The organism is Enterococcus sp. AZ095b (assembly GCF_051714725.1).
Taxonomy (GTDB): Bacteria; Bacillota; Bacilli; order Lactobacillales; family Enterococcaceae; genus Enterococcus_B; species Enterococcus_B pernyi.
On sequence record NZ_JBIOSL010000001.1, the window covers coordinates 870,678 to 897,300 of the forward strand.

At 37.0% G+C, this 26,623-nt stretch carries 34 protein-coding genes and 1 other annotated feature; of the genes, 28 read left to right on the top strand and 6 right to left on the bottom strand.

The annotated features are described in order from the left end of the window. Nucleotides 1-23 precede the first annotated feature (23 nt). Together IGJ99_RS04120 and IGJ99_RS04125 are read right to left on the bottom strand one after the other, a co-directional pair. Nucleotides 24-356 carry a CPBP family glutamic-type intramembrane protease gene (locus IGJ99_RS04120; protein ID WP_080637939.1) on the bottom strand — a complete coding sequence of 111 codons (333 nt, stop codon included), beginning with the start codon at nt 354-356 and terminating at the stop codon, nt 24-26. A gap of 24 nt (nt 357-380) precedes the next feature. Then, a complete protein-coding gene (locus tag IGJ99_RS04125; RefSeq protein WP_224434588.1) occupies nt 381-713 on the bottom strand; it encodes a hypothetical protein in 333 nt (110 codons plus the stop codon). Between the two features lie 373 nt (nt 714-1,086). Between IGJ99_RS04125 and IGJ99_RS04130 the strand changes: the two genes are divergently transcribed. Beyond that, complete coding sequence (locus IGJ99_RS04130; RefSeq protein WP_438770632.1) at nt 1,087-1,437, top strand: hypothetical protein; 351 nt, start codon at nt 1,087-1,089, stop codon at nt 1,435-1,437. Between the two features lie 84 nt (nt 1,438-1,521). Here the strand turns inward: IGJ99_RS04130 and IGJ99_RS04135 are convergent, their stop codons facing one another. After that, complete coding sequence (locus IGJ99_RS04135) at nt 1,522-2,058, bottom strand: TetR/AcrR family transcriptional regulator (protein WP_010736019.1); 537 nt, start codon at nt 2,056-2,058, stop codon at nt 1,522-1,524. Nucleotides 2,059-2,204: 146 nt separating this feature from the next. On the opposite strand from IGJ99_RS04135, the gene IGJ99_RS04140 reads away from it, so the two are divergent. The 4 genes from IGJ99_RS04140 to IGJ99_RS04155 all read left to right on the top strand — a co-directional run bounded on the left by IGJ99_RS04140 (nt 2,205) and on the right by IGJ99_RS04155 (nt 5,669). Then, the gene (locus IGJ99_RS04140; protein ID WP_224434589.1) at nt 2,205-2,810 is read left to right on the top strand and encodes a GNAT family N-acetyltransferase; all 606 of its coding nucleotides are present in this window, start codon (nt 2,205-2,207) and stop codon (nt 2,808-2,810) included. Between the two features lie 283 nt (nt 2,811-3,093). After that, nucleotides 3,094-3,453: a DUF1304 domain-containing protein gene (locus tag IGJ99_RS04145; RefSeq protein ID WP_010736017.1), complete on the top strand. Its 360-nt coding sequence runs from the start codon at nt 3,094-3,096 to the stop codon at nt 3,451-3,453. Nucleotides 3,454-3,577: 124 nt separating this feature from the next. Then, complete coding sequence (locus IGJ99_RS04150) at nt 3,578-5,212, top strand: SulP family inorganic anion transporter (protein ID WP_438770633.1); 1,635 nt, start codon at nt 3,578-3,580, stop codon at nt 5,210-5,212. 82 nt (nt 5,213-5,294) lie between these two features. Next, nucleotides 5,295-5,669: a MerR family transcriptional regulator gene (locus IGJ99_RS04155; protein ID WP_010736015.1), complete on the top strand. Its 375-nt coding sequence runs from the start codon at nt 5,295-5,297 to the stop codon at nt 5,667-5,669. A 70-nt stretch (nt 5,670-5,739) separates the two neighbouring features. Here IGJ99_RS04155 and IGJ99_RS04160 read toward each other — a convergent pair whose 3' ends face one another. Beyond that, nucleotides 5,740-6,384, bottom strand: a complete 645-nt coding sequence (locus IGJ99_RS04160; protein ID WP_010736014.1) for a uracil-DNA glycosylase — start codon at nt 6,382-6,384, stop codon at nt 5,740-5,742. A gap of 127 nt (nt 6,385-6,511) precedes the next feature. Next, nucleotides 6,512-6,591: a sequence feature (ribosomal protein L21 leader region), on the top strand. Between the two features lie 20 nt (nt 6,592-6,611). Here IGJ99_RS04160 and rplU point away from each other — a divergent pair. Genes rplU through rpmA form a run of 3 tightly spaced genes read left to right on the top strand, consistent with a single transcriptional unit; the run spans nt 6,612 to nt 7,599 of the window. Continuing rightward, nucleotides 6,612-6,920 carry a 50S ribosomal protein L21 gene (gene rplU, locus IGJ99_RS04165; RefSeq protein WP_019723824.1) on the top strand — a complete coding sequence of 103 codons (309 nt, stop codon included), beginning with the start codon at nt 6,612-6,614 and terminating at the stop codon, nt 6,918-6,920. 28 nt (nt 6,921-6,948) lie between these two features. Beyond that, on the top strand, nt 6,949-7,293 hold the full coding sequence (locus IGJ99_RS04170) for a ribosomal-processing cysteine protease Prp (protein ID WP_010736012.1): 345 nt from the start codon (nt 6,949-6,951) through the stop codon (nt 7,291-7,293). Nucleotides 7,294-7,305: 12 nt separating this feature from the next. After that, nucleotides 7,306-7,599: a 50S ribosomal protein L27 gene (rpmA, locus tag IGJ99_RS04175; protein WP_010736011.1), complete on the top strand. Its 294-nt coding sequence runs from the start codon at nt 7,306-7,308 to the stop codon at nt 7,597-7,599. Nucleotides 7,600-7,690: 91 nt separating this feature from the next. Here rpmA and IGJ99_RS04180 read toward each other — a convergent pair whose 3' ends face one another. Together IGJ99_RS04180 and IGJ99_RS04185 are read right to left on the bottom strand one after the other, a co-directional pair. Beyond that, complete coding sequence (locus IGJ99_RS04180) at nt 7,691-8,866, bottom strand: tyrosine-type recombinase/integrase (protein WP_438770634.1); 1,176 nt, start codon at nt 8,864-8,866, stop codon at nt 7,691-7,693. A gap of 37 nt (nt 8,867-8,903) precedes the next feature. After that, a complete protein-coding gene (locus tag IGJ99_RS04185) occupies nt 8,904-9,548 on the bottom strand; it encodes a helix-turn-helix domain-containing protein (protein WP_130029077.1) in 645 nt (214 codons plus the stop codon). A gap of 195 nt (nt 9,549-9,743) precedes the next feature. On the opposite strand from IGJ99_RS04185, the gene IGJ99_RS04190 reads away from it, so the two are divergent. The 20 genes from IGJ99_RS04190 to xseA all read left to right on the top strand — a co-directional run bounded on the left by IGJ99_RS04190 (nt 9,744) and on the right by xseA (nt 26,623). Further along, nucleotides 9,744-10,004, top strand: coding sequence for a DNA-binding protein (locus IGJ99_RS04190; protein WP_438770913.1), 261 nt, complete (start codon nt 9,744-9,746; stop codon nt 10,002-10,004). A 150-nt stretch (nt 10,005-10,154) separates the two neighbouring features. Then, the gene (locus IGJ99_RS04195; protein WP_130029073.1) at nt 10,155-10,394 is read left to right on the top strand and encodes a hypothetical protein; all 240 of its coding nucleotides are present in this window, start codon (nt 10,155-10,157) and stop codon (nt 10,392-10,394) included. Nucleotides 10,395-10,429: 35 nt separating this feature from the next. Next, on the top strand, nt 10,430-10,858 hold the full coding sequence (locus tag IGJ99_RS04200) for a hypothetical protein (RefSeq protein WP_438770635.1): 429 nt from the start codon (nt 10,430-10,432) through the stop codon (nt 10,856-10,858). 236 nt (nt 10,859-11,094) lie between these two features. Beyond that, the gene (locus IGJ99_RS04205; RefSeq protein WP_438770636.1) at nt 11,095-12,189 is read left to right on the top strand and encodes a replication initiation factor domain-containing protein; all 1,095 of its coding nucleotides are present in this window, start codon (nt 11,095-11,097) and stop codon (nt 12,187-12,189) included. 10 nt (nt 12,190-12,199) lie between these two features. Continuing rightward, a complete protein-coding gene (locus IGJ99_RS04210; protein WP_096709509.1) occupies nt 12,200-12,586 on the top strand; it encodes a hypothetical protein in 387 nt (128 codons plus the stop codon). Between the two features lie 150 nt (nt 12,587-12,736). After that, entirely contained in the window at nt 12,737-13,402 is a 666-nt protein-coding gene (locus tag IGJ99_RS04215) for a macro domain-containing protein (RefSeq protein ID WP_438770637.1), read from the top strand. Nucleotides 13,403-13,415: 13 nt separating this feature from the next. After that, the gene (locus IGJ99_RS04220) at nt 13,416-13,574 is read left to right on the top strand and encodes a macro domain-containing protein (RefSeq protein WP_438770638.1); all 159 of its coding nucleotides are present in this window, start codon (nt 13,416-13,418) and stop codon (nt 13,572-13,574) included. Beyond that, nucleotides 13,574-14,095, top strand: a complete 522-nt coding sequence (locus IGJ99_RS04225; protein WP_438770639.1) for a TIR domain-containing protein — start codon at nt 13,574-13,576, stop codon at nt 14,093-14,095. The genes IGJ99_RS04220 and IGJ99_RS04225 overlap by 1 nt, the downstream gene beginning before the upstream one ends. Before the next feature lie 578 nt (nt 14,096-14,673). Beyond that, entirely contained in the window at nt 14,674-17,529 is a 2,856-nt protein-coding gene (locus tag IGJ99_RS04230; protein ID WP_010736010.1) for a sigma-54-dependent transcriptional regulator, read from the top strand. A 163-nt stretch (nt 17,530-17,692) separates the two neighbouring features. Beyond that, the gene (locus IGJ99_RS04235; protein WP_010736009.1) at nt 17,693-18,184 is read left to right on the top strand and encodes a mannose/fructose/sorbose PTS transporter subunit IIB; all 492 of its coding nucleotides are present in this window, start codon (nt 17,693-17,695) and stop codon (nt 18,182-18,184) included. A gap of 100 nt (nt 18,185-18,284) precedes the next feature. Next, nucleotides 18,285-19,256, top strand: a complete 972-nt coding sequence (locus IGJ99_RS04240) for a mannose/fructose/sorbose PTS transporter subunit IIA (protein ID WP_010736008.1) — start codon at nt 18,285-18,287, stop codon at nt 19,254-19,256. A gap of 32 nt (nt 19,257-19,288) precedes the next feature. After that, complete coding sequence (locus IGJ99_RS04245) at nt 19,289-20,095, top strand: PTS mannose/fructose/sorbose transporter subunit IIC (RefSeq protein WP_010736007.1); 807 nt, start codon at nt 19,289-19,291, stop codon at nt 20,093-20,095. A gap of 16 nt (nt 20,096-20,111) precedes the next feature. Further along, nucleotides 20,112-21,026 carry a PTS system mannose/fructose/sorbose family transporter subunit IID gene (locus tag IGJ99_RS04250; protein WP_019724014.1) on the top strand — a complete coding sequence of 305 codons (915 nt, stop codon included), beginning with the start codon at nt 20,112-20,114 and terminating at the stop codon, nt 21,024-21,026. Between the two features lie 315 nt (nt 21,027-21,341). Next, a complete protein-coding gene (locus tag IGJ99_RS04255) occupies nt 21,342-21,716 on the top strand; it encodes a DUF956 family protein (protein ID WP_010736005.1) in 375 nt (124 codons plus the stop codon). A gap of 77 nt (nt 21,717-21,793) precedes the next feature. Beyond that, nucleotides 21,794-22,039: a GlsB/YeaQ/YmgE family stress response membrane protein gene (locus IGJ99_RS04260; protein ID WP_010736004.1), complete on the top strand. Its 246-nt coding sequence runs from the start codon at nt 21,794-21,796 to the stop codon at nt 22,037-22,039. A 152-nt stretch (nt 22,040-22,191) separates the two neighbouring features. Continuing rightward, nucleotides 22,192-23,256, top strand: coding sequence for a M24 family metallopeptidase (locus tag IGJ99_RS04265; RefSeq protein WP_010736003.1), 1,065 nt, complete (start codon nt 22,192-22,194; stop codon nt 23,254-23,256). A 213-nt stretch (nt 23,257-23,469) separates the two neighbouring features. Further along, on the top strand, nt 23,470-23,895 hold the full coding sequence (locus IGJ99_RS04270; protein ID WP_010736002.1) for an Asp23/Gls24 family envelope stress response protein: 426 nt from the start codon (nt 23,470-23,472) through the stop codon (nt 23,893-23,895). After that, nucleotides 23,888-24,337 (top strand): transcription antitermination factor NusB, encoded by a 450-nt coding sequence (gene nusB, locus IGJ99_RS04275; RefSeq protein ID WP_010736001.1) that lies wholly within the window; start codon nt 23,888-23,890, stop codon nt 24,335-24,337. The genes IGJ99_RS04270 and nusB overlap by 8 nt, the downstream gene beginning before the upstream one ends. Before the next feature lie 94 nt (nt 24,338-24,431). Further along, nucleotides 24,432-25,286 (top strand): bifunctional methylenetetrahydrofolate dehydrogenase/methenyltetrahydrofolate cyclohydrolase, encoded by an 855-nt coding sequence (locus IGJ99_RS04280; protein ID WP_010736000.1) that lies wholly within the window; start codon nt 24,432-24,434, stop codon nt 25,284-25,286. Further along, a complete protein-coding gene (gene xseA / locus IGJ99_RS04285; protein WP_438770640.1) occupies nt 25,283-26,623 on the top strand; it encodes an exodeoxyribonuclease VII large subunit in 1,341 nt (446 codons plus the stop codon). The genes IGJ99_RS04280 and xseA overlap by 4 nt, the downstream gene beginning before the upstream one ends.

Below are 26,623 nucleotides of genomic sequence, written 5' to 3' on the forward strand. Positions count from 1 at the left end.
TGATCGGATAAAAAATCGATGGTTCAAATTCCAAAAAGTAAAATGATAAAAAGTAAAATCAAATCATATAAGATATGTGCAAGCATAGGGATCAATAAGTTTTGTGTTTTTAACCAGGCATAGAGAGAAGGGGCATGAGCCAAACCAATAACAAAAATACATTGATAGAGATTCCCATCGTATACGGCATAATGGCTGAGACCAAAAACCAATAGAGAAATCGTACTAGCGCCCCAAATAGAAAATTTAGTACGCATAAATGTAGAAAGTAAAAGAAAGATCAAAACAAAAATCGCAGCAATATAAAGTTCTTCTCCAATCAGGCTCACGCTAAGCTGTGATAAATATAGGATTATTTCACCAACGTTTAACCCTTCGTACTAATTATCTCCACCAGCATTTGCGGCCGTGGTTTGATTCAGCAGCTTTCCAGTCAAGATAAAAATATCTGAAAGTAGTGAACCAAGAATAAGGATAAAAGCAATCCAACGCCAATCTTTCTTATTGATTTTTTTGAATAAAGTGTTTGTGTTGTTCCAACCAATCAGTATGATTAAAGCAAGCGCTCCCCCTATAGGTAAAAAGGTCCAATCTAACCTACCTGAGAAGATCGGATAAGATGTCATCATTCCCCAATCAGCAAAAATTAAAATAATGAGTGCTAAGAGTGACCGCCACAGATTGAGTTTGACAGTTTTAAACATTGCGAACATTAAATAACTCCTCCTATAAATAAAATCAACAAAGGGCGATTGTAACATTGAGATGGAATATCGAGAAATAATTTGCTGTCATTTTTAGCGTTTGATTAGAGACATCAATAATTAGATAAAAATAGAATGAATACGAGTACTCAGTAAATTAGCCTTTTTTGACAATAGAATAATTTGCTTATCAAAAGGAAAAAAGGATCTTTTTAATCATTACCTATTTTTTTGAAGTTTTTTCATTTGGATCAATATAGGGAAAGTAGATATCTATGATAAAATAAAGTAACAACATCAACTGGACGATTAATAAGGACCGATGTTCCTTAGATCGAAAATCGAATGGGTTTATTTCAAGAGAGGATAAAGGGAAGCGCTTATGTTAATCACCAAAAAATGGATGGATCGTTTAACAGGTCCGTATCGATCATCAGGAATGTTTCGCTGTTTAGCGGAATCTCAGAGTTTGGACAGTATCAGTAGTAAAGTGATTTTATTGATCGATGAGACCAAAGTGACGATTTTATTTTTGAATTTTTTTAAAACGAAGGTTATTGATCATCTCACGTATGAGCGAACAGTGATCGAAGAGGAACAAGTAGCATTAGGTGGCGGATTATCCGTGGTCTGGCGTTTTTCCGCTGGCAGAAAGCACTGGCGGTTTCGTATTATGAAAAAAATCATTCCTTTAGTTGATGAACAAAGAGAATTTTTGATGCAACTTGAGTAATGATATCACTTACGAAAAAAAGAAGAACAAAAAAGAAGAACACTAGCAACGATATTGTCGTTGCATAGTCGTTCTTCTTTTTTATTAAAACCGTGTGATGATGTCATCTAAAATAGCAATCAATTCTTCTTTCTCCACGTTTAGATTTCCATTGATCCACTCAGTCAGGACACTAGTAGTGCCGGAAATAGAAAAAAGAATCTCTACTTTATTTTTGACATCTTTCATATCTAATTGTTCTTCGTCCATGACTCTTTTTATCAGGATCTGTGTAAGTTGGACAGAGAGTTCATCATCCATGAAATCATTAAAGAAAAAGTGAAAAACAGCTTTGTTCTCATCTACATGATTGACTAAAGTATGGACGAATCGGCGAAAGTCATATTGCTCTTTGTTGGGGTAAGTTTGATCGAAGATATCTGTCAGTGTACAAATCGATTCTTCAATGATTTTTGAACGCAAATCATAGATATCCTCATAGTGAGTATAAAACGTCCCTCTCCCGATATCTGCTTGTTGTGAAAGCTCCGCAATCGTGATTTTATTGATGGGTTTTTCTTTCGTTAAATCTAAAAAGGCTTGTTTGATTGCGTGCTTCGTTCTTTTGCTTCGACGATCCATTTGTATCTCCTTTTTTAGACAGTATCTTTCTAAGTGTTCATTATTGGACAGATGTTGAATCATTGCCTATAGGAAGTCACTTTTTAAGTAATTATAATAAAGTTACGTAAAGAAAGAAAGTTTTGTTTCAAAAGGAGTAGATGGATATGGAAAAATTAACGATTCGTTCAATTGATAGAAAAGACTTAAACAAAGCAAGTGAATTTGCAGCACAAGGGATGAATTTTTCGAGCTATACAGAAAATCCTATTGCACTTTATCTCTATAGTCAGTATGCACTTACAGGCGCATTGATGAAATCAACCGTCACATTAGGTGCGTATCTAGACGGTCAATTTGTCGGCTTTCTTTTTGCTCGCTTCGATGGGGAAACAAAAGTGCCTGTTGGATGGGGGAGACGCTTGTTTGTCAACGTAGCAGAAAAATTGATGGGATTGACCGGATATCGAGAGGCGATAGGAACTTATGACCAAGCCAATCAAACAATGTATCATGAATTTGCATCCACTCATCCAGAAGGCGAAGTCACTTATTTTGCTGTTGATCCCACATTGAAGGGTAAGCGGATTGGTTCACGCTTGTTAGAAGAAATAGAGAGACGTTATAAAAATAAGCGAATATTTCTCTATACAGACTCTAATTGCAACTACCAATTTTACTTAAAAAAAGGATTTACCATTTTTGGCCGCCAACCAGTCGATCTAGGTGGAGGAGAATCAATAACCTGTTACTTATTAAGCACGACCTTATGACTAAATAAAGACTACTGCTAGAGGTTGGGACAGAAATGTTTAGCCTTATTTCCGAAGAGGTTACTTCTGTTCCCGCCGTTTATTCAGTTTTATAATATGCAAAAGGAGTAATGTCCCCGTCACTTGTTTGTATTGTTACACTCTTGATTTTTGAGAGTAAGTTGCAGAAAAAAAACAGCAGTTCCTTTATAATCAAGGAGAGATCGTTTTCGGTTGGTACTCATAGCAATGATCCAGCTAAAAAAAGACGGTCGATCGCCGATTTTAGAAAGGAAGAAAACAGATGACATTATTATCTCAAATTTTAGTTACACTTGTTGCCTTGGAATTTCTTTATATCATGTATATTGAAACTTTTGCGACGGAATCTGCAACAACTAGTCGAGTCTTCAACATGCCAAAGGAAGAATTAGGACGTCAGTCCGTACAGACTTTATTTAAGAATCAGGGGATCTATAATGGGTTACTTGGTGTGGCATTGGTGTACGGCGCTTATTTTTCAAATGCACCAAAAGAAATCACGGGGCTATTATTGATCTATATTTTGCTGGTGGCGGCTTATGGTAGCTTTACTAGTGATCGCTTGATCATCGTCAAACAAGGTGGGTTAGCAGCGATCGCACTCATTACGTTATTCTTTTAGGATATAAAAGAATAACTGCTGAAAAAAATTATGAAAGTTTGTGAAAAAACTTACTTTAATCAACAAAATATGCTATCCTGTAACGTGCATTTTATCAATTTTTTATGAAAATGGGGTAGTAGTGTTGTTAAAGAATTATATTGGTTTATTGAAAAAAGAATTTTCTGGTTATAATCTTTCAGTATTTCAAAAAGATTTATTGGCAGGTATTACAGTCGCGGCGGTTGCTTTGCCACTCGCTTTAGCTTTCGGTGTTTCAAGTGGAGCAGACGCAGCTGCTGGTCTGATCACTGCTGTAATTGCTGGTCTAGTCATTGGTGGTTTATCTGGTGGGTTCTATCAGATTTCTGGTCCTACTGGCGCGATGGCAGCAATCTTGATGTCGATTGCCGCAAAACAAGGAATGCAAGGCGTCTTACTGGCTACTTTTTTGGCTGGAGTTCTTTTACTCGCTGCGGGTGTCTTACGATTAGGAACGCTGACTTCATTTATCCCTGCACCTGTCATCACAGGGTTTACCTCTGGTATTGCAATCATTATTGCTTTAGGTCAGATCGATAATTTATTCGGTGTTCATTCAGAAGGGGCCAATGTGATGGAAAAATTGGCTAGTTATCAAAACTTAGGCTTTGAAATTTCCTTGCCAACGATTTTAATGGGAAGTTTGGTCATTATTGGGATGTTGGTCTATCCTAAAAAATGGGGGCAAAAGATCCCAAGCTCATTGTTGGCAATCATCCTCACAACTGCGTTGATGATGATCGTTGATTGGCCAATTGCGACCGTAGGGGAAATTCCCCAAACGTTGATCAGTAGTAACCGTTTGGTACTTGGTGATTTTAGTTTGTCAGCGATCCAAACAGTGATTGTACCAGCAATCAGCATTGCACTGTTAGGTATGATCGAAAGTTTGTTGTGTGGTGCTTCGGCAGGCCGAATGGCGAATCGTCAGTTAGATAGTAATCAGGAGTTGGTCGCACAAGGAATTGGTAATCTACTGTTACCATTTTTTGGTGGGATTCCAGCTACAGCAGCCATTGCTCGAACGAGTGTCGCAATTAAATCCGGTGCTCAAACAAGAGTAGCTGGAATGATCCATTCAATCGTATTGTTTCTATCCATGCTTATTTTTGCACCAATCATGTCGAACATTCCGATGCCAGCATTAGCAGGTGTATTGATCGTCACAGCTTGGCATATGAATGAATGGGAAACGATCACAGAACTATTCGCTAAAAGATACTGGTCAGCGCTTCTTCTATTTTTCTTGACGATGGGGTGTACAGTGATTTTTGATCTAAGTATTGCAATCGTTATAGGAATTATTAGTGGGTGTGTATTTTTTATTGTTAAGAGTGCAGCCATCACGATCTCAGTGGAGGAAATCGACTGGCAGCGAATGAGCTTACCGGAAACGAAAAAGTTGGATAATTGGGCAGTTGTTTATATCAGTGGTCCTTTATTCTTCATGTCCGCCGAACGATTGAAAGCGACGTTAACAGAATTAGCAGATAAAGAAGGAATCATTTTTTCAATGCGCGGGGTGCCAAGTATTGATTTGACGGCGCAAAGTTTATTTGAAGAATTTCAAGAAAAAGCTGCTATGAAAGAACAAACGATTATTTACACCTCGTTACAACCAGAAGTGGAAAAGCAATTGCAACATCTTTGGGAAAAACAAAAGACAGAACAACATCTTACGGTGGCTCATGCGCTGACCTCTTTACACAAACAATATATGTTAGACAGTGAAATATAGTCAGTGGATTCGCTAAAAAAATTGTGGCTGCCGCCTGTTCTAAGGTAAAATAAGTTTATAGACGTTCGGGAGGTAGGAATGGATGAATATCAAACAAGTGAGTGAAGAAAAAGGAATCTCTGCGGATACGTTACGCTACTATGAACGAATCGGTTTGATCCCACCGGTGAACCGAACAAACGGAGGTATCCGAGATTATACGGAAGAAGATTTACGTTGGGTCGATTTCACCTTATGTATGCGTAGTGCAGGTTTATCGATTGAATCTTTGACTGAATATATTCGTTTATATAGCGCGGGTGATGAAACAATTCTTGCTCGTAGGGATCTTCTTATGGAAGAAAGTGAACAATTGGCAAAAAAAATTGCAGAGATGCAAGCTTGTCAGGAACGTCTCCAAAAGAAAATCGCGCGTTATAACCAAGATTTGGTCAAAGGAGATCCAATCTTAGCTTGATTTAGTCGCTAAAACCAAGAACCAACCAATCGATCATGATTTGAGAGACTGGTTGGTTCTTTTGTAGCCTTTACTTTTTTTCAACAAGTATTTTTCCAAGTTCTTGCCAATCTTCTAAAATCGTTTCTGTCAGTGTTCGATTATAAAAAATGGCCGCCGGGTGGAAGAGGGGAAGAACACGATACTGTTTAGTGGAAAATTGATAAGCATCATGCTGTGGATTCAACTCTAAGACTGGTCCGGTATACAGTTTCCCATGATTTTTTGAAATCGTATAGCCGTTACCTAATAAACGTTGTAGCCCAATATTGCCTAGCGTGGCAATCAAAGAGGGCTGTATATGTTGCAGTTCGTAATCTAAGATTGGTGCATGAGCAAAAACTTCCGTTTTACTGGGCGTTCGATTCGGATAAACGATCTCTGATTTTTTTGTCCGTCCATTAATGCGTTGGACGATTCGATAAGGACGGCTTCTGACAGCGCTAGTAATATACACTTCATCTCGAGATAAACCGACTGATTTTAGTGCGTTCATCAACTCTTTGCCAGCTTGGCCGCTAAATGGAATGTGATTTTCAATTTCTGTTTTACCAGGGGCTTCGCCAACTAACATCAATTTGGGTCGGATAGGACCTTGCCCAGCGACAAATCCTTCCACACGGTGTCCTTGAATACGCCGAGTTGCTTCGTCAATCAAATGTTTTGGGTAATCCATAGTATCAACTCCTATTCTTGTCCATTATAGAAAGAAATCGTTCAATTGACGAATGATTGGCAAAATAAAAAAGTTGTTGACTATTATAGTAGGATTTGTTATTCTAGTAATGTTGTAATTGTGGTCTCCACAGCTACAACCGCACAGAATGAGTTTGATTAAGTACAGGACACCCTGTCACTCTGGATGGCGAGTCTAAGTATGAAAATAAGGAGGTGCTTTAAAGCATGTACGCAATTATTAAAACAGGTGGTAAACAAGTAAAAGTTGAAGTTGGACAAACAATCTACATCGAAAAACTTGACGTTGAAGCAGGCGAAAAGGTTGTATTTGACGAAGTTATTCTAGTAGGTGGCGAAACTACGAAAGTAGGCGCTCCAACCGTTTCTGGTGCAACAGTTGAAGGTACAGTTGAAAAACACGGCAAACAAAAGAAAGTCGTTACTTTCAAATACAAACCTAAAAAACACTCACACCGTAAACAAGGTCACCGTCAACCATACACAAAAGTGGTTATCGACGCGATCAACGCTTAATCTGCGTTTGAGAAAGAAGGCCTAAACAATGATCAAAGGGACTTTTAAACGAAATGACGCTGGTCAAATCGTTTCATTTACTTTGACTGGGCACGCTGATGCCGGTCCTTACGGAAGTGATATCGTTTGTGCAGGTGTTTCTGCTTTAGCGATCAGCACTGTCAATGGGATTTCATCATTAGCTGGTTTTGAACCGATTGTTGACATGAATGAAGAAGAAGGCGGCTATTTGTACGTCGAAGTAATTTCACGATTGACACAAGAGCAAAACAATATTGCGGAAATCTTATTGGAGAATCTCCTATTAGGTTTACAATCGATCGAAGCTGAAAACCCAGAATATATCCAAACAAAAACAATTAATGATAAATAGGAGGTGCAGACCATGTTGTTAACAATGAATCTACAATTATTCGCCCACAAAAAAGGTGGCGGTTCTACATCTAACGGCCGTGACTCAGAATCAAAACGTCTAGGTGCAAAACGTGCTGACGGACAAACAGTTACAGGTGGATCAATTCTTTACCGCCAACGCGGAACAAAAATTTATCCAGGTGTGAACGTAGGTATTGGTGGAGATGACACTTTATTTGCTAAAGTTGACGGTGTTGTTCGTTTTGAACGTAAAGGCCGCGACAAAAAACAAGTGTCTGTTTATCCAGTAGCTCAAGAAGCTTAATGAACAGTTGCCTTATTCCTTTTAATTAAAGGAGTAAGGCTTTTTTTGTTTACATAAAAATAAAAAATGAATGCCATTTTGAATGCTAATATTAAAAATTAGCAAAGCTTGCTAGTTTTTCAGCAGTACAATTCTTTTGTTTTTCACTTAAATGTGTATAGATAGAATTAGTTATTTCGAGACTTGAGTGTCCTAATCGTTCTTGTGCTTCTTTCATAGGTATACCAGCTTCATAAAGCATAGATGCGTGAGTATGTCTCCAACCGTGTGTACCTATGTTAGGCATATGCGTAAATTCTGCTATTCTAGCTGATCGCATGTATAGTGCTTGTCTATTTGAATGTTTTCCTTCGAAGTTAGAAAAAATAATATTGTTGTTCACTATACCATTTTGAAACAAGTATTCTTTTTGATGTAATTGCCACTTTTTTAAAATTTTAATTGTTTTAGAATCAAGTGAAATAGTTCTGCAAGATTTTTTGGTCTTTGGTGGTAATACTGCATAACCAGTTCTGGTTTGTGAAAGAGTCTTGCTAATACTTAACGTTTTTTTATAAAAATTAATGTCATCCCATAGTAGTGACAAAGCTTCTCCACCACGTATACCAGTAAAAGCGAGTGTGCGATATAATGTTAAATCCCATTCAGCAAAATACTTGTAAAGGAAATTGCTATTATTTACTTGAGTTACTTTTTTTTCAAGATAGTTTAATATGAGTTTCACTTGTTCACTAGTATAGAACTTAATTTCTTTTTCTGGTCTAGTTTTTTTGATTTTAGGACGAATGACTTTAGAAAACGGATTTTTATCGATCAATTCTAGATTAATAGCATAATCGAAAATTTTAGAAGTATATTGAAGCACTATTCTATATACTTGTAATTTTTCAGACCAAATATTAACAGATTCTTGAGCCATTTTAGGAGTAATTTTATTTATTTTATAGTTTCCTAAAAGTGGTAATACATGGAGTTTTATATAACGTTCAGTAGCTATGCTTGTGGATTCTTTAACAGTTTTGCGATAATTCTCATACCATAAAACATACACATCCATAAAAGTATCATTAATTTCCTTTTTTAATCCATGATTGGCCTCAAATTCCAGTTTTAAACGTGATAGTGCTAATTGGGCCTCTTTTTTTGTTTTAAAGTTTCTTCTAGTAGTTTTTATTGGTTTTCCCGTTAATGGATTGGTACCAAGATATGCCTGGAACTGCCAAAGCTTGGTACCATCCTTTTTTTCGTATTGCTTAAATGTTGCCATAATTTCTCCTTATCTATTACGTGGGGCGCACAGATAGTCAGAGAATGTCTTTATTTTCTTTAATAAATTTGATGTCTTCTGCCAATTTATGAATTTTTTCAGCAGGCACTCTTTCGTAAAGACTTTTATTATATTCAGGATTTCCGTTTTTATCAAACATTGGTTCGCCATCCTCATATTTAATGTAATGTTCAAAAAAGTTGTTGATAACATTAGTTTCGAAAGCAAGTTGGCTTATTGTTTGAAGTTTGCGTCGTACTGTAGGTTGTCCATTCTCATCATAGTACAGGTTACCATCTTCATCGACCTTAAATTCATTGTAAATGAAACGTTGAATAAATTGAATCTGATTAGATATATTCTGAATATCTTCACCATAATTATCAATAATTGATGGAACTTGAAGAATAGCTTGTATCTTGCCATTATACTCATCAATTTTATCTAATATTACAGGGGTATCAGAAACTGCAATTTCTTTTTGCGTACCAAATAGTTGTATTGGTGTAGCATTAAATAGTTGAGCAATTTTTTCTAATGTTTCAAAAGTAGGATATCGGACACCTCTTTCGATATTAGATATACTTTGTTTTTTTAACCCTATTTTTTGAGCTAATTCTTCTTGAGAATATCCGTGTTTTTTTCTTAAGCGAGCAACATTGTTGCCAAAATTCTCTATCATAAATATCACCTCTTGAAAAGTTTAACTTTATCTTCAATATAATTCAACCTCAATATATCAAATAGTTGTTTTATATATCTATAAAAACTATTTGACATCAAAAAAATATATTTGTTAAAGTTTACTTGTAGTTCTAATAGATATATAAAATATTTTTTTAGAACTATTTTTGTTTATAAAAGGAGTGGTAAGGTGATAGAGTATGAAAAAAAGTTGCTAAGAGAGGAGAAGGATGTTTATAACAAAGTGTATCTTGTGGTAAAAGAAGCCGTAGATACTGCAAAAGTTGATAGAGATATAGTTAAACAAAAATATTGTGCAGAATATTTTCAAATAAGTGTAAATACATTGAAAGATTGGGTTTTGCGCGGTTGTCCAGAAATACGTTTAGATTCTGGCATGGTTCTATATAGTAAGAAGGCAATAAGAGAATGGTTATTAATGTATCAAAAATAAACTTATGTGGGGCGTAGGTAATTTGTTAAACAAAAAAAGCATTCTAACCGTGGTAGGGAAAGAATGCTCAAGTGCTAAATATGATTTTTGCAAAATAAGTATAGCATATTTGGCTAAGTTTTTCTATATAAACTAGGAGGTCAAAAATTGATGCTTGATGGGAAAAATTTACTTCTGAAATTCATGGAGTTAAACCAATTGGATGTAACTGAGTATATCTATAACTTTACTGAATATAATGGTCTACCAATTTATTCTTATATTAATAGAGACGGCATTACAATGATCACTTGTGTAAGGAATAATCTTGTGAGTATGTGTAATTTGAATACGAAAAAAATGAAGCATTATTTATTGAATCAGGAAAAAGAATTATTTGTTCAGGTATAACGTATTTTTCTCAGCAGATCGAAAAGAATGAAAGTATGGATTATTACGAGTATAGAGATGTTGTAGATAAAGTTTCAGGTTTAGGTAGTGTATCTACTTTAAAACGTTGGAGAAAGCTCATAGAGGAGCAAACAGAGACCAAATTTGAAGTCTCGACGAAAAGAATTGGAAGAAATAGTACAGCAAAAGTATATCTTTTTAGCGAAGAGGATATTTCAAAAATCCAGCAAGTTGCTAATTTAAAAGATAGACTTGGTTTAAAAAAAGCAATCTTGCAGATATTTTCATCAAAAAAACAGAAAACGATTTTTGAAGTTGAACGAGAGATTGATGATTTAAAAGAAGCTGTTCGTTTATTGATTAAAATTTCAAAACAACATGATTTAGAAATTAAACAGTTGAAGCAAAAAAATATGGAACTAAGTCAAAAATTAGATACAAAAAAGAAGCGGAAGTTTTTCTAATAGAAATTGAAGGCGACAAACCCATAATTTTGAGCGACTGTCTTAGCAGAGTAGCTCAAAATTATGGAAATGTGCTGGCGACAAAATTTCTAAACTTGAAAGTAAAAAGGGGTGTATAGTAACACCACCCTCTAGTATAGAGAAATAATGTGCGTTAACACCGCCAAATCAACGTTTTCAACGTTTTGATTTTAGCAAAAATACACCCTGTTTTTTCTTGAGAAAAAGGTGCAAATATGGCTGTACAAAATAAACTACATGCGCTGATTGATTGGCTACAAATTCAAGTGTTAAATACAAATAAGTTGAGAGAAGTAGTAGAGGATTTGCTAGGAATGCGTTTTGATTATTTTGTAGAACGAAAGGGGAAATTAGTTTATTACGATTACAATATGTTGATAGAGTATGCAAATGTCCGAATATATTTCCGTTCGGAGAATGGTAAAGAGATTGAAGGCGGAGATTGTATGGTTGTATTTGATGGAACGGCCATGACTTTTCTTAGTAACCACTTTTTGCCAGAAAAAAATATAACATTGAAGGAATTTTTAAATCAAGTTTTTTCTAAGGAGCAATGGAGATTAAAAGTGACTAGAATTGATGCTACAATTGATGATTTCAATGAGGTTCCTTACTTTACACCTAATCAACTATTGAAAATTTGTGAAAAAAAGCAATTCTTCTATGGGAAAAGCACTACTTATGATGTTTATGGTCAGGAAAATAAAGAAAAGGGGATGACACTTTACCTAAAACCACCTAGTGCTGATGATCGTATTAAGATTTATGATAAACAAGCAGAACGTGCTAAAGCACAAGGAATTAGGAAAAAAGATATGCCTCCTTGGATACGAGTGGAGATTGCTTTCCGAAGAGAAAAAGCACAAAAATTTGTTGATTATTATCTCTCAAGTGAAATAGAGTTAATTGATTTAGTCAAAGGTTATTTAAAAGAAAAAGTAAAATTTTTTTCAGATACTCAAATGAAGAAACCTTTGAGAAAATGGGAGCGATTTTTAGGAAAGTCAGCTCCAGTAACAATTATTACTCCGAAAATGAATTCTCAACTGACTCAAAAATTTAAATGGTACTTTTTTCAAGGAGCATATCCTGTCTATCATGCATATCTCTATTGCTTAAAAAATCAGTTATTGAATGAAGATGAACTGGAAGAATTTGAACGGTTGATAAATAGCAATGAAACAAAGGGGATTTTTCCTCCTCAACTAGCAAGTGAACTAATTAAACGCGCTACAGAAAAAGGACGTACCAGTCTAATAACTGAAATAAAGCAATTAACAAAACGTCCTAAAGAAAATGAAGAGAAATGAGGAAATAAGAATGGCGAAAATGTTATCAGTAAGAGATTTTGACTTAGCAGCGATCGGCACGTTGTTTGAAGTAGACGAAGTAATGCCGAAATTTGCGACAGAAGAACGTAAGGATAGTTCAGGAAATATTATTTTAGATGGTGAAGGACGTCCACGCAAATTTAATACAGAAGAAATTGTAGGATACAAATATTCTGTCACTATACTAGATGGAGATTTTAGGAAAAAATCTACTCAAGTAACAGTGGATGGTTTAAAGCAAGTAGTAACGAATGAGGAAATCAAGAAAAAGGACTCTATCAAATGTCGTTTTACTAATTTATCAGTTTCTATGTCAGGAAACCCAATGTATTATAAAGCAGATGCTATTTTACTTTTATCACAGGAAAATAAGTAAATGTATATTAGAGCTGTGTAATGCAGCTCTTTTTTGATATTAATATGGTTGTGAAAAAATGTGTTAATTAGATGCCACAATAAAAAATAATATTATATTGAGAATACACTTGTGTTAAAATTACATTAAGTACTTTTGAGGAGTGAGTAGATGACTAAAAAGGTAAGTTTCTCCAATAAACTTGTTAGGGCGGAATCGTCTAAATATATTGCAATATTATCTGCGGTTATTTCTTTTGGCGTAATTTTTATAGAAATTCCCAATGATTGGAGATTATGGTGCGGAATAATTTTTATTATACTTTGTGTAATTATTTACATATCGGTTTGGATGATTGCTAATAAAAGAACAAAAATTAAACTTGATATTAGCGGTACTTCTATATGGATAAAATCTGGAAATTTATTCGAACAAGAAGGGCTTAAAGTTATACCTTTTAATGAATACTATGATACCCAAGTTGATGATAAAATTATTAATCATTACTCACTAAATGGTCAATATATTGATAAGTATTGGAATAAGCCTATTGCACAATTAGATGAACTTATATTTGAAAATAAAAGATTAAAAGAAAGCATAATTGAAAATGATGTAGAAAGGGAAGGGAAGCCTACCAAGTATCGACTAGGTAGTTTGATAGTTATTGATGATGAGTACGTATTGACAGCCTTCTCTAAATTTAATAAGGACAATGATGCTCAATTAACAGTTAATGATTACTTGGATTTTTTAATTCAATTTTGGAATCGGATAAATTCAATTTATGCTTCAAAAGAAAGTAGTAGTTCCAATATTTGGCTCTGGAATTACTAGATTTAAGAATGGTATGGGAGATATAAATGAAAATGAACTCCTTAGAATCATGATTTGGACCTTTAAGGTCAGTAAAATCAAATTTGAATATCCAGCAGACTTATCTATTATTATCCATCCGGATAAAATAGATAAAATAGATATTTTTAGTTTGAAGGAGGAAGAAGAATAATGGCTTATCGTAATAAGACTTATGTTGCATTTGATGGGGATAATGATATGAAGTATTATAGAACCATGCAAATGTGGAAACAAAATGATAGAAGCACTTTTAATTTTTATGATGCTCATGATTTAAATAATGCGTTAGATACTAGTAGTGAGGAAACTATTAAGCGGAAACTTCGTGAAAGAATGTCTAATTCTAAAGTTTTTGTACTATTGGTTGGCGAAAAAACACGATATCTTCACAAATTTGTTAGCTGGGAAATTGAGCAAGCTATAAAATTAGATTTACCTATTATTGTAGTTAACTTACCAGAATCAATTGGCGGTGAAGGTAAAAGAAAAATGGATAGAGAACGATGTCCAAAGAAAGCTAAGGAGACATTAGCGATTCATATATCGTTTAAATCTAAAATATTACAGTATGCTTTAGAAAATTGGCCAGTAAGTCATAAAGATTATAAAAAATCGAATGAAAATGGACCGTATGTATACAAAGATAGTGTTTATAAAAATTTAGGACTATAGATTAGGCAATGTTAACATACTAAAACGCCCCACGTATATTATTATTGTTGAATGCCGAATTGAATGCTATTTGTTTGAAATCTAATAATATTTAATGAGTAACAAGACGAAAGAAAAGCTTGTCGAATAACTTATTTGATAGCGGATAAAATGTATTTAAACAATAACTCTGTTTATCCAGTAGCTCAAGAAGCTTAATGAACAGTTGGCTCTATTCCTTGCCTAGCGAGGGATAGAGTTTTTTCATTTTTTCTGAATCAATAATGATTTCCGGCTCAAACAGAGTCAGGCTTTTTTTGCGTTAGGAGAATGATTGGCTGTAAAAATAGTTGGTTTACTATTTTCGCTAGTTCTAACTGGAAAAAGATATCGCGCAAAGTAAAAAAGAGATAATCGTTATCTGTTATCTAAAAAAATAGTACACGTTTAGACTTGTCTAAATTGCTTAATAAATAAACAACGAATGTTCTTTTTTATTTTAAGCGTGTCTTGTTTTCTTTTTTGATATAAATAGTTGACGAATAGTGATTAAATCAATAGTATTAGGTTTTAAGGACAAGAGAAGAGGGGCGAAAATATTGGCAAAACGAATTGACCGAATTTATACGTATGTCAAAGAAAAGACCGCTCATTTATCTATAGATGAAAACGATCAAGGTGTAACGACCCAAGAGATCGCGGAAGTTTTAGGTATTCAACGTACCAATAGTAGTAAAGATCTCAACAAATTAGTACGTGAAGGAAAACTAAAGAAAATGGATGGTCGTCCAGTTCGGTATGTCTATCAAGAAAGACCGACCATTGAGAAACCATTATCCAAATATGTACCTAGTTATAAAGAAGAATTGACTCACGTGAAAAAAACGAGTCTTCAAGTAGATACGAAAGATATTTTTGCCAAAATCATTGGCGCCAATGGTAGTATGAAAAATTCAGTGGAACAAGCAAAAGCTGCCATTTTGTATCCTCCCAGAGGGTTGAACTGTTTGATCACTGGTCCGACTGGTTCTGGAAAGACTTATTTTGCTCATGCGATGTTTCATTTTGCTAAAACCAACCATGTGGTGGAAGAAGACACAGAGTTGATCGTCTTTAACTGTGCGGACTATGCTAACAACCCTGAATTACTGATGAGTCATCTTTTCGGGTATGTCAAAGGTGCGTTTACAGGTGCGGAAGAAGAAAAAATGGGAATCATAGATCAAGCGGATGGCGGGATGCTTTTTTTGGATGAAATTCATCGACTCCCACCCGAAGGACAAGAAATGATTTTTTACTTTATGGACCATGGTACCTATAGTCGATTGGGCGAAACAACGAAATCTCATGAAGCGAATGTTCGAATCGTCGGTGCAACGACTGAAGATCCAGGTTCGGCATTACTTGAGACATTTGTACGCCGTATCCCGATCAATATCAAGTTGCCTGCTTTTGACCGACGTCCAGCGAATGAAAAAATCGATTTAGTCAAAATCATGATCGCTCACGAAGCGAATCGTACGCAAAGAAAAATTTCTTTAACAGAAGATGTTGTGAAAGCGCTAATAGGCAGTGTTACTTATGGAAACATTGGACAGTTGAAGTCGAATATCCAATTGGTATGTGCGCGAGGATTTCTAAACCACATGAACAAACCTGAAATATCGATCACGATCGATGATTTAACTGAAGGGATTCGAAGTGGTTTGATCCAACTAGCAAGTAATCGAAAAGAAATGGCAGAGTTATCCAAGATACTTGATCCTAAAATCACCGTTTTTCCAAACGATGATGTGATGCAGTTACAGGCAGACTCCTATGAGTTGCCTTATAATCTTTATGACATTATTGGTGATAAAGCTGCTTTGCTCAAGTCAGATGGCTTGGACCAAGAAGCAATCAATCACTTTATCTCAACAGATATCAATATCCATTTAAAGTCATTCTATAAAGATCACGGTTTTTCATTTAATGCAGATAATAAGTTGGCGGAATTTGTTGACCCTAAAATTATTGAAGTAACGAATCAGATTTATCTCATGGTGAAGCAATCTTTACCATATGAGTTTCAACAAAATTTTATTTATGCGATGAGTCTGCATATCAGCTCTTTTCTAAAACGAATCCATTTAGGAGAAGAGCGGCATACAAATGATAATATCCGAGAAATGGCCATTGATTTTCCTGAGGAATACGCACTGGCGAAAGAAGTACGGAAACATATCGAAATGTATTTCCAAGTGGAGATCCCAGAAAGTGAAGATTACTATTTGACTGTATTACTTGTTTCATTACGAGCTAATCAAGCAAGTGGTCGGATCGGGGTCGTTGTGGCTGCACATGGCAATAGTACCGCAAGCAGTATGGTGCAAGTGGTTCAACAGTTGCTAGATGCGGATAACGTCCGGGCAGTGGATATGCCACTAGACATGGACCCTAAAACTGCTTTAAGTCGGATTGAGCGTAGTGTGCAAGAAGTAGATGAGGGGAGTGGAACGATTCTTCTGGTGGACATGGGTTCGCTTGCGTCCTTCAATGCTCAGATACAGCAAGATACGGGTATCCCTGTCCGAACAGTCGATATGGTCACGACTTCTTTAGTTTTAGAAACAGTACGTAAAGTGTCGGTGCTGGGAACAGATCTTGACTTGCTTTATGAATCCTTGAAGAATTTCCGAGGGTATGCTGAAGTCTCAAGTGGAAATGTTGCAGAAGCGGACGACAAACAACGAAAGGCCGTAGTGGCGATCTGTGCCTCAGGAGAGGGAACAGCACAACGAATCAAATCATTGATCGAGCGTGCAGTCAGTAAAAGACAAGAAGCTCAATTGGAAGTAATTGCTTTGTCCATCGTTGATTTGAAAACTAAGCTACCAAAGATCCAAAAAAATTATCAAATCATTGCGACGACTGGGATTACGGACCCACATATCGATGCACCATTCATTCCTTTGGAAAGATTTATTGATCAAAACATTGAGGTGATTTTAGATCAATTACTGTTAGAGTCAGAGTTAGATGAAACCGAAGATGTTTTATTAAATGAAGAAACAGCCAAAAGTACATGTGTGTCATTTATCGCAGATAATTTTACATTTATCAATGGAGAAAAGTTAATCGATCCTCTCTGGAAATTTGCAGATGGGTTAATGGATTCAGCAAGCATTGATGTAAAAGAATACGGATTTATGATCAACCTTGTTCTACATGCGGCGGGAATGATTGAGCGTGTCATCTTAAATGAACCGCTCTCTTTAGAAAATCAAGATAATCGTTCGATTAAAAACGATCCGCTCTATGTTAAAATTGTTGAGCCACTAAATGATTTAGAAGAAAAGATCAAAGTGAAGTTTCCGTTAGAAGAAGTGTATTATCTATTGAAAATGATCACTAACCATTTGGAGAAAAAAGAATACACTAATGAAGATATACACAAAAACGATACACTAAAATAGTGTATCGTTTTTGTGTATTGTATAAGAAACCGTTAAATAAAGTAGTGTATCTTTAAAAAGTTGGCACGGTTCTTGCTTTTAATAAAGTGTGCTTAACGGAAATGCTTCCGACAGAAGTGGGAAGATGTTTTGAGTAGTGATTTAATAAAAAGGAGATTTACGAATGGATATTCGATTAGCACGTATAGATGATCGTTTGATCCATGGGCAAGTTGCAACTGTCTGGTCTAAATTGACTGGCGTTGAACGTATCATCGTCATAAGTGACGTAGTAGCGAAAGACAAGTTAAGAAAGTTTCTTTTAAAAGAAGCTGCTCCACCAGGGATCATGGCAAATGTCATCACTGTTGAAAAGATGATCCAGATCTTTGAGAGTGGACTCTTAGCGCGAACGAAAGTGATGCTTTTATTTACTAATCCTAAAGACGTTGAGAAAATTGTCCGAAGTGGTATCCGAATTGATTCTCTAAATATCGGGGGAATGAGTTTTTCTGAAGGGAAGACCATGATCACAAATTTTGTGTCCGTCGATCAACGAGATATCGAAGCCTTTCATTTTTTGGATGGTCAAGGTGTGGAGTTGGAGATTCGGAAGGTACCCGCTGATCGGAAAATCTTTTTAATGGAATTGCTGGCCAAAGCCAAGAAAGCATAAAATTGTTGTTGCGTAACGGTCAAATGTATCTGTTGTAAAAGGCAAGCACTTATTTTTATTTTTGATTTTGTTACAACAAAAAGAAGTAGGAGGTATAAATATGGTAGGGATTATCCTAGCAAGTCATGGGCAATTTGCTGAAGGAATCTTACAGTCGGGTTCAATGATCTTTGGCGAACAAGAAAATGTCAAAGCTGTTGTTTTACAACCGAGTGAAGGTCCAGATGACTTGAGAGCCAAATTAGAAGAAGCAGTCGCTTCCTTCGATAACCAAGACGAAGTCTTATTCTTAGTTGATTTATGGGGCGGAACACCGTTCAATCAATCAAACACATTATTTGAAGAACACAAAGATAAGTGGGCAATCGTAAGTGGTTTGAACTTGCCTATGCTGATCGAAGCATATGCTTCACGTTTTTCAATGGAATCAGCACATGAAATTGCTGCTCATATCATTGAAACAGCAAAAGAAGGCGTGAAAGTCAAACCGGAAGAATTAGAACCAGTAGTAGAAACGAAAGCTGCGGCACAAGAAGCTGCACCTTCAGGAACACCTGGTAAGTTCACTTATGTTTTAGCACGTATTGATTCACGTTTGTTGCATGGACAAGTAGCAACTGCTTGGACAAAAACAACAAATCCAACACGGATCATCGTTGTATCTGATGCTGTAGCAAAAGATGAGTTACGTAAAAAATTGATCCAACAAGCTGCACCTCCTGGTGTAAAAGCACACGTTGTACCAGTTGAACAAATGATCAAACTTGCAAAAGATGATCAACACTTTGGCGGACAACGCGCATTGCTATTGTTTGAAAATCCTCAAGATGTCGTGCGTGCAGTTGAAGGTGGCGTACCATTAGAAACAGTGAACGTCGGATCAATGGCACATTCTCCAGGTAAAGTACAACCGAACAAAGTACTTGCTTTCAGTCAAGACGATATTGATTCATTCAATAAATTGAAAGAATCTGGCGTGAAATTCGATGTACGTAAAGTACCGAATGACTCTAAAGGAAACATGGATGAAATTTTGAAAAAAGCGCAAGAAGAACTAAAAAATCGTGCTTAATTAATTATCAGAAAAAATGGAGGATTACTATCATGGATTTAAATATTATTCAAGTGATCTTAGTCATCATCGTTGCATTTTTAGCTGGTATGGAAGGAATTCTTGATGAATTTCAATTCCATCAACCAGTTGTTGCATGTACGTTGATCGGCTTAGTAACTGGAAATCTAGTTCCTTGTCTTATCTTAGGTGGTACATTACAAATGATCGCTTTAGGTTGGGCAAATATCGGTGCCGCTGTCGCTCCCGATGCTGCATTAGCATCTGTTGCATCTGCAATTATTTTAGTTTTAGGTGGTCAAGGTTCAGCCGGCGTTTCTTCAGCAATCGCGATTGCTGTGCCACTTGCTGTTGCTGGTTTATTATTAACAATCATTTGTCGTACGATTGCGACAGCGTTTGTTCATTTGATGGATGCTGCTGCAAAAGATGGTAACTTTAGAAAAGTTGAATTATGGCATATTGTTGCAATTTGTATGCAAGGTGTTCGTATTGCGATCCCTGCTGGTTTGATCTTAGCTATTGGTGAAGGTCCAGTAAGAAGCTTGCTTGAATCTATGCCTGTTTGGTTGACAGACGGTTTAGCTATCGGTGGTGGAATGGTCGTTGCCGTAGGTTACGCAATGGTTATCAACATGATGGCTACAAAAGAAGTATGGCCATTCTTTGCAATCGGTTTTGTATTGGCAACTGTATCAGAAATCACTCTTATCGGTCTAGGCGCAATCGGTGTTGCTTTAGCTCTTATTTACTTGGCACTTTCTAAACAAGGTGGTTCAGGTAACGGCGGAAGCTCAAACACTGGTGACCCACTAGGCGATATCATCGATAACTATTAAAGGAGGCGTTCACGAAATGGCAGAAGAAAGAATTCAATTATCTAAAAAAGATCGTATTTCTGTTTGGTTGCGTTCGACTTTCCTTCAAGGATCATGGAACTACGAACGTATGCAAAATGGTGGTTGGGCATTCTCAATGATCCCAGCGATCAAAAAATTATATAAAACAAAAGAAGACCGTGCGGCTGCGTTGACTCGTCATTTAGAGTTCTTCAACACTCACCCATATGTTGCTTCACCAATTCTAGGGGTGACTCTTGCACTGGAAGAAGAACGTGCAAATGGCGCACCTGTTGATGATGTTGCGATTCAAGGGGTTAAGGTTGGTATGATGGGACCTTTAGCTGGTATCGGTGATCCAGTCTTCTGGTTTACAGTAAGACCAATCCTTGGAGCTCTAGCTGCTTCTCTAGCGATGGCTGGAAATATCTTAGGCCCAATCATTTATTTCGTCGCTTGGAATATCATCCGTATGGCATTTATGTGGTATACACAAGAATTCGGCTATAAAGCGGGTTCTAAAATCACAGAAGATTTATCTGGTGGTTTGTTGCAAGACATCACTAAAGGTGCTTCGATCTTAGGTATGTTCATCTTAGGTTCATTAGTTAACCGTTGGGTATCAATCGGCTTTGCGCCAGTAGTATCAAGCGTTAAACTTGACGAAGGTGCTTACATTGATTGGAGTAGTTTACCTGCAGGTGCAGAAGGTATCAAGAGTGCGTTGGAACAACAAGCAGCTGGACTTTCTCTATCTGACTACAAAGTAACAACATTACAAGACAACTTAGACAGCTTGATCCCTGGATTAGCTGCGTTGTTACTAACATTGTTCTGTATGTGGTTATTGAAGAAAAAAGTTTCACCAATCGTTATCATTCTTGGATTATTCGTAGTGGGTATTGTTTTCCACTTGATCGGATTAATGTAATCTAAGGCAATAAAAGACTAAATAAGCTGTGACAGAAATCAATCATTGATTTTTGTTGCAGCTTTTTTCATAGAATGCGACGAGACTTTACTTCAGCTTTCTTCTGATCGAATGGTGGACGATTGTGGAGAACCGTTTATTGGAGACAGTATCTATGCTCGAAAAGGTATACTATTTATGATAAGATGTCTTTGATATAGAAGTAAAAAACGTGAAATTAAAAGGATGGCTAAGCTGAACGAATAGCCAAATCATTGAAACGGTACGACTTCTAAGTACTGTAACTTTAGATTGATTAGAAATGGAGTGCTTGAAATGGTACAATCCCTGAATACAAAAGTTGACTTAACGATGAATGCGACATCTTATCTAGGTGTGGCAGAATATGGGAAGATCATGATTGGTGATAAAGGTTTTGAATTTTACAATGATCGTGATGCGCGGAAATTCGTCCAGATCCCATGGGAAGAGGTAGATGTCGTGATTGCCTCTGTGATGTTCAAAGGAAAATGGATTCCACGTTTTGCGATTCGCACAAAGAAAAACGGAACTTATTCATTTTCTGCAAAGCATCCCAAGGAAGTTTTGCGAGCAGTCCGTAAGTATGTTGATCCAAGTCACATGGTTCGCTCTTTAAGTTTGATCGACGTAGTCAAGCGAGGCATGATCGGTATTTTCAAGCGTAAATGATTTGTAGTTAGCCCTCATCGTTTGCCTGCTATTTATTTCTTATGATAAAATTAAAGAGTAAAGAGGGAGGTTATACGATGAGTTGGTTATGGACATTGATTGTTGGTGCAATCATTGGAGCGATTGCTGGAGCAATCACAAGTAAAGGAAATTCAATGGGATGCATCACAAATATTATTGCTGGTTTGATTGGTTCAACGATCGGTCAAGCGATTTTTGGCAACTGGGGACCAAGCGCTGCTGGTATGGCACTTATTCCATCTATTTTAGGGGCAGTGATCTTAGTTGCAGTTGTCTCATTTTTCTTTGGTAAAAGATCTTAGAAATGAAAGTCTAAAGCGTTTTGACTTGAGGGAAAAGCTCAAGCCAAAACGCTTTGTTCGTTTCTATTGAAGGAATTTATCTTTCCTATGCCTTTAAAAAAGAAAGTTTGCTATAATGATAAAAAGAGTGCAAAGAAAGAAGGAATTTACACATGATGTTACGAGTAGAAAAGTTACGCAAAAAAATGCGAGAAGCGAATCTAGATTCATTTTTAGTGACAAGTCCTTACAATCTCCGCTATTTGACTAATTTTACAGGAACGACTGGGTTAGCGGTCATCACATTAGAGAAAGCCTTCTTTATTACGGACTTCCGTTATACAGAACAAGCAGCTGCGCAAGCGCAAGGTTTTGAGATCATCAAAAATGTCGCGCCGATTTTTGAGGAAGTCGCTGATTTGACTCGAAAAGAAGGATTGAAGAATCTAGCATTTGAAGAACGTACAGTTTCATTTTTAGAGTATTCAGTATTGGAAGAATTACTGGATGCAGAGTTGATCCCAGTTTCTGACATGATCGAAGAATTACGGGAAGTAAAAGATGAAGATGAATTAGTGATCATTGAAAAAGCTTGTAGCATCGCTGATATGGCTTATGATCATATCCTTAAAATGATCCAACCAGGGATGACAGAGATCGAGGTCGCGAATCAATTAGATTTCTATATGCGTTCACTAGGTGCATCAGGTGTGTCTTTTGAAACCATCGTGGCAAGTGGTGTTCGTTCAGCAATGCCACACGGAGTGGCTAGCCAAAAGATCATTGAACAAGGTGATATGATCACGATCGATTTTGGTTGCTATTATGAAGGATACGTTTCTGACATGACACGTACGTTTGCAGTCGGCGATCCTGGAGAACAATTGAAAGAAATCTATCAAATCGTTTTAGATGCCCAATTGGCAGTTCTAGAAGCAGCGAAACCTGGAGTGACAGGTATCCAACTGGATGCAGTAGCAAGAGACTACATCAGCAAATACGGCTATGGAGAAGCATTTGGCCACTCCACTGGACATGGTATCGGCTTAGAGATCCATGAAGGTCCTAATGTATCTGCGCGAGCAGAGAAACCATTTGTTGTGGGCAATGTCATTACGGATGAACCAGGAATCTACTTACCAGGAATCGGTGGCGTCCGGATCGAAGATGACTTATTGATCACTGCTGAAGGAAACCGGGTATTGACTCACTCACCAAAAGAATTGATCATTTTGTGATAATCAGCGTTTTTCAATAAATGTAAATGTCAAAACTCAGACTTTGTTATAGAAAATGGGCTCATTTAATGATACACTATAAGAGAAATCAAGCGATTGTAAACGGCGCGTTTTTTCACGCATGACTGATTTACAGGCGACAGTTTTCCTAGGTACATGACTTCGCTTTTTGAAGTGAAAGATGTATGTAGGCAAAAGGAGGAATAAATAAAAATGGCAGACGAAAAAAACTTAGTCTTACATGCTAATCAAGATTTAGGAGAAATCGTGATTGCACCAGAAGTGATCGAAGTCATTATCGGTATTGCAGCTTCTAAAGTCGAAGGGGTCTACGGAATGCGTGGGACTTTTGCTAGCAATGTCACAGAATTGCTAGGTCGCGCAGCGCATGGTAAAGGTGTATATTTAGTCAATGACGAAGAAGGTTTGAAAGTTGACTTATATTGTTATTTAGAATATGGCGTATCAGTACCAAAAGTAGCGATGGAAATGCAGGATCGTGTTCACCAAGAAGTACTTTTCATGACCGACATTGCATTAGCTGAAGTCAATATCCATGTCGTAGCAGTTGTACCAGAAAAATTGGAACAACCAGCAATCGATGAACTTTTTGAGGACGAAGAGGAAGAAAATGAATAAAGAGTTATCAAGACACGAGATCCGCGAGATGGCATTACAGGCATTGTTCCCATTAGATTTTAACACTGATCTGACAAAAGAAGATGCAATTTTCAATGCGATCGAGTTGGACCATCAAGAGATGATCAATGAAGAGCAATCAGAATTTGTTCCAGTATATCTAGACACACTAGTTGGTGGCGTCTGTGCAAAAAAAGCATCGTTAGACACGATCATCGAAAAGCATTTAAAAAATAATTGGCGGATCAACCGCATTTCCAAAATGGATCTGATTATTTTAAGAATCGCGATTTTCGAAATGATGTACGTGGATGACGTGCCTGCAACTGTTGCATTGAATGAAGCAATCGAGTTAGCTAAAACATTCAGTGACGACCGTTCACGTAAGTTTGTAAATGGTATGTTATCGAATGTGTTAAAAGAATTAGAAGCTGGGGCGTAAGTCCTAGCTTTTTTCTATGATAGTTAGTAAATCTGGTTATGTTACAAGTGGTTTATATGGTAGAATGAAAGCAAAAATATCTGGGAGTGATCGTATGTCAGAATTGATGAATGGAAAAGAATTAGCAGAAAAAATGCAAGCAGAACTTGCGTTAAAAGTAAAAGAGCTTAACGAACGACAGATCAATCCCGGATTAGTTGTTTTATTAGTTGGAGAAAATCCAGCAAGTCAAGTCTATGTTCGTAACAAAGAACGAGTTGCGAATCAATTAGGTATTTATTCAAAAGTAGAGCGTTATAGTCAAAAAATCTCCGAAGATGAGCTTCTAAATGAAATTGAAAAATATAACAATGATCCACGCTTCCATGGGATCCTTGTGCAGTTGCCTTTACCAAAACATATTGATGAAGAGAAAGTGTTATTAGCAATCGATCCTAAAAAAGATGTTGATGGTTTCCATCCATTTAATCTAGGACGTCTATTTGCAGGGAATCCTGATAAGATTCCTTGTACGCCTTATGGGATCATGAAGATGTTTGAAGCATATGATATTGATTTGACTGGCAAGCGTGCAGTAGTGATCGGTCGCAGTAATATTGTCGGTAAACCCATGGCGCAACTTTTGTTGATGGCTGATGCGACAGTCACCATTGCTCATTCAAAAACGAAAGACCTTCCAGCGTTAACTCGTGAAGCAGATATACTCGTAGTAGCGATCGGGCGTGGCCATTTTGTAACAAAAGACTTCGTCAAACCAGGTGCGGTAGTTGTCGATGTGGGGATGAATCGGGATGAGGATGGAAAACTGATCGGTGATGTCAAATTCGATGAAGTCGCTCCTCTTGCAAGCTATATCACGCCTGTCCCTAAGGGAGTAGGTCCAATGACGATCACGATGTTGATGGCACAAACGGTCCAATCAGCTGAAGCAGAGCGAGGAGAGTTATGACGCAAGAATATTTAACAGTTACCACCTTAACCAAATATTTGAAACGAAAATTTGAAGCAGATCCATATCTGGAAAGAGTTTATCTAACTGGCGAAATCTCGAATTTCCGTATGCGAGCGAATGCGCATCAATATTTCAGTTTAAAAGATGATCATGCAAAAATCTCTGCGATCATGTTCAAAGGTGCTTTCCAAAAGTTACGTTTTCAACCAAAAGAGGGCATGAAAGTGTTGGTGATCGGTCGGATCTCCCTTTACGAGGCCAGCGGTTCTTATCAAATTTACGTGGAACATATGGAACCTGATGGCGTCGGTGCGTTATATCAAGAGCTAGAAGAACGAAAAGAGAAATTGATGAAAGAAGGTCTATTTGCTGGACCTAAAAAGGCATTGCCGAGATTTCCAAAACGCATCGCCGTTTTAACAAGTCCTAGTGGTGCGGTCATTCGTGATATTATCACGACGGTCAAACGCCGTTACCCAATCGCGCAACTTGTTTTGTTCCCAACTGTTGTGCAAGGAAACCAAGCAGCAGATGATGTCGTCCGCAATATCCAACGCGTTGAAGCGTTAGAAAATTTCGATACAATGATCATCGGACGTGGTGGTGGGTCGATCGAGGATCTTTGGCCTTTCAATGAAGAACGGGTGGCTCGTGCGATTTATCAAGCAAAAACACCGAGCATCTCTTCTGTCGGTCATGAGACAGATACGACGATTGCTGACTTAGTGGCTGATGTTCGAGCAGCGACACCGACGGCAGCAGCTGAGCTGGCTGTTCCAGTATTATCGGAAGAGTTGATGCGGATCAAGGAAAGACAAGCCCGCTTAGAGCAAGGGTTTTTACGCCAAATCCAACGAAAACAAGAGCGGTTTGCCCGCTCAAGACAATCCTATGTCTTTCGCCAACCTGAACGACTTTATGAGGGACAAACGATCAAGCTAGATCAATTGCGGCAACGCTTGTATCAAGCAACGCAACAAATTTACCATGCGAAAGAAAAACAAACCATGACCTTAAGTCATCAGTTGCAACAAGTTGCACCAATTTATCGAGTGAAATCAGCCAAGCAAGAAACAAGCTACTTAGAAAAACGACTAGAAGAAAAAATGTACCAATATATGCAACAACAGCAACAAAAGTTTCAACAGACGGTTCAATCACTTGATTTACTTAGTCCTTTAAAAATCATGGGTAGAGGGTATAGCTACACCACGTTGCATGATCAGGTGGCAAAAAGTGTCGATGAGATCCAAGTCGGTGATGAGTTAGTCATTCATTATGCAGATGGACAGGTCAAAGGCAAAGTGGAACAGATCAAAAAGGAGACAGAATAA

Excerpts from the sequence above, each read along its gene's own strand:
- IGJ99_RS04125 (WP_224434588.1), bottom strand. The coding sequence starts at position 713 with ATGTTCGCAATGTTTAAAACTGTCAAACTCAATCTGTGGCGGTCACTC.
- IGJ99_RS04130 (WP_438770632.1), top strand. The coding sequence starts at position 1,087 with ATGTTAATCACCAAAAAATGGATGGATCGTTTAACAGGTCCGTATCGA.
- IGJ99_RS04135 (WP_010736019.1), bottom strand. The coding sequence starts at position 2,058 with ATGGATCGTCGAAGCAAAAGAACGAAGCACGCAATCAAACAAGCCTTT.
- IGJ99_RS04140 (WP_224434589.1), top strand. The coding sequence starts at position 2,205 with ATGGAAAAATTAACGATTCGTTCAATTGATAGAAAAGACTTAAACAAA.
- IGJ99_RS04145 (WP_010736017.1), top strand. The coding sequence starts at position 3,094 with ATGACATTATTATCTCAAATTTTAGTTACACTTGTTGCCTTGGAATTT.
- IGJ99_RS04155 (WP_010736015.1), top strand. The coding sequence starts at position 5,295 with ATGAATATCAAACAAGTGAGTGAAGAAAAAGGAATCTCTGCGGATACG.
- IGJ99_RS04160 (WP_010736014.1), bottom strand. The coding sequence starts at position 6,384 with ATGGATTACCCAAAACATTTGATTGACGAAGCAACTCGGCGTATTCAA.
- rplU (WP_019723824.1), top strand. The coding sequence starts at position 6,612 with ATGTACGCAATTATTAAAACAGGTGGTAAACAAGTAAAAGTTGAAGTT.
- IGJ99_RS04170 (WP_010736012.1), top strand. The coding sequence starts at position 6,949 with ATGATCAAAGGGACTTTTAAACGAAATGACGCTGGTCAAATCGTTTCA.
- rpmA (WP_010736011.1), top strand. The coding sequence starts at position 7,306 with ATGTTGTTAACAATGAATCTACAATTATTCGCCCACAAAAAAGGTGGC.
- IGJ99_RS04180 (WP_438770634.1), bottom strand. The coding sequence starts at position 8,866 with ATGGCAACATTTAAGCAATACGAAAAAAAGGATGGTACCAAGCTTTGG.
- IGJ99_RS04185 (WP_130029077.1), bottom strand. The coding sequence starts at position 9,548 with ATGATAGAGAATTTTGGCAACAATGTTGCTCGCTTAAGAAAAAAACAC.
- IGJ99_RS04195 (WP_130029073.1), top strand. The coding sequence starts at position 10,155 with ATGCTTGATGGGAAAAATTTACTTCTGAAATTCATGGAGTTAAACCAA.
- IGJ99_RS04200 (WP_438770635.1), top strand. The coding sequence starts at position 10,430 with ATGGATTATTACGAGTATAGAGATGTTGTAGATAAAGTTTCAGGTTTA.
- IGJ99_RS04205 (WP_438770636.1), top strand. The coding sequence starts at position 11,095 with ATGGCTGTACAAAATAAACTACATGCGCTGATTGATTGGCTACAAATT.
- IGJ99_RS04210 (WP_096709509.1), top strand. The coding sequence starts at position 12,200 with ATGGCGAAAATGTTATCAGTAAGAGATTTTGACTTAGCAGCGATCGGC.
- IGJ99_RS04215 (WP_438770637.1), top strand. The coding sequence starts at position 12,737 with ATGACTAAAAAGGTAAGTTTCTCCAATAAACTTGTTAGGGCGGAATCG.
- IGJ99_RS04220 (WP_438770638.1), top strand. The coding sequence starts at position 13,416 with ATGGGAGATATAAATGAAAATGAACTCCTTAGAATCATGATTTGGACC.
- IGJ99_RS04225 (WP_438770639.1), top strand. The coding sequence starts at position 13,574 with ATGGCTTATCGTAATAAGACTTATGTTGCATTTGATGGGGATAATGAT.
- IGJ99_RS04235 (WP_010736009.1), top strand. The coding sequence starts at position 17,693 with ATGGATATTCGATTAGCACGTATAGATGATCGTTTGATCCATGGGCAA.
- IGJ99_RS04240 (WP_010736008.1), top strand. The coding sequence starts at position 18,285 with ATGGTAGGGATTATCCTAGCAAGTCATGGGCAATTTGCTGAAGGAATC.
- IGJ99_RS04245 (WP_010736007.1), top strand. The coding sequence starts at position 19,289 with ATGGATTTAAATATTATTCAAGTGATCTTAGTCATCATCGTTGCATTT.
- IGJ99_RS04250 (WP_019724014.1), top strand. The coding sequence starts at position 20,112 with ATGGCAGAAGAAAGAATTCAATTATCTAAAAAAGATCGTATTTCTGTT.
- IGJ99_RS04255 (WP_010736005.1), top strand. The coding sequence starts at position 21,342 with ATGGTACAATCCCTGAATACAAAAGTTGACTTAACGATGAATGCGACA.
- IGJ99_RS04260 (WP_010736004.1), top strand. The coding sequence starts at position 21,794 with ATGAGTTGGTTATGGACATTGATTGTTGGTGCAATCATTGGAGCGATT.
- IGJ99_RS04265 (WP_010736003.1), top strand. The coding sequence starts at position 22,192 with ATGATGTTACGAGTAGAAAAGTTACGCAAAAAAATGCGAGAAGCGAAT.
- IGJ99_RS04270 (WP_010736002.1), top strand. The coding sequence starts at position 23,470 with ATGGCAGACGAAAAAAACTTAGTCTTACATGCTAATCAAGATTTAGGA.
- nusB (WP_010736001.1), top strand. The coding sequence starts at position 23,888 with ATGAATAAAGAGTTATCAAGACACGAGATCCGCGAGATGGCATTACAG.
- IGJ99_RS04280 (WP_010736000.1), top strand. The coding sequence starts at position 24,432 with ATGTCAGAATTGATGAATGGAAAAGAATTAGCAGAAAAAATGCAAGCA.
- xseA (WP_438770640.1), top strand. The coding sequence starts at position 25,283 with ATGACGCAAGAATATTTAACAGTTACCACCTTAACCAAATATTTGAAA.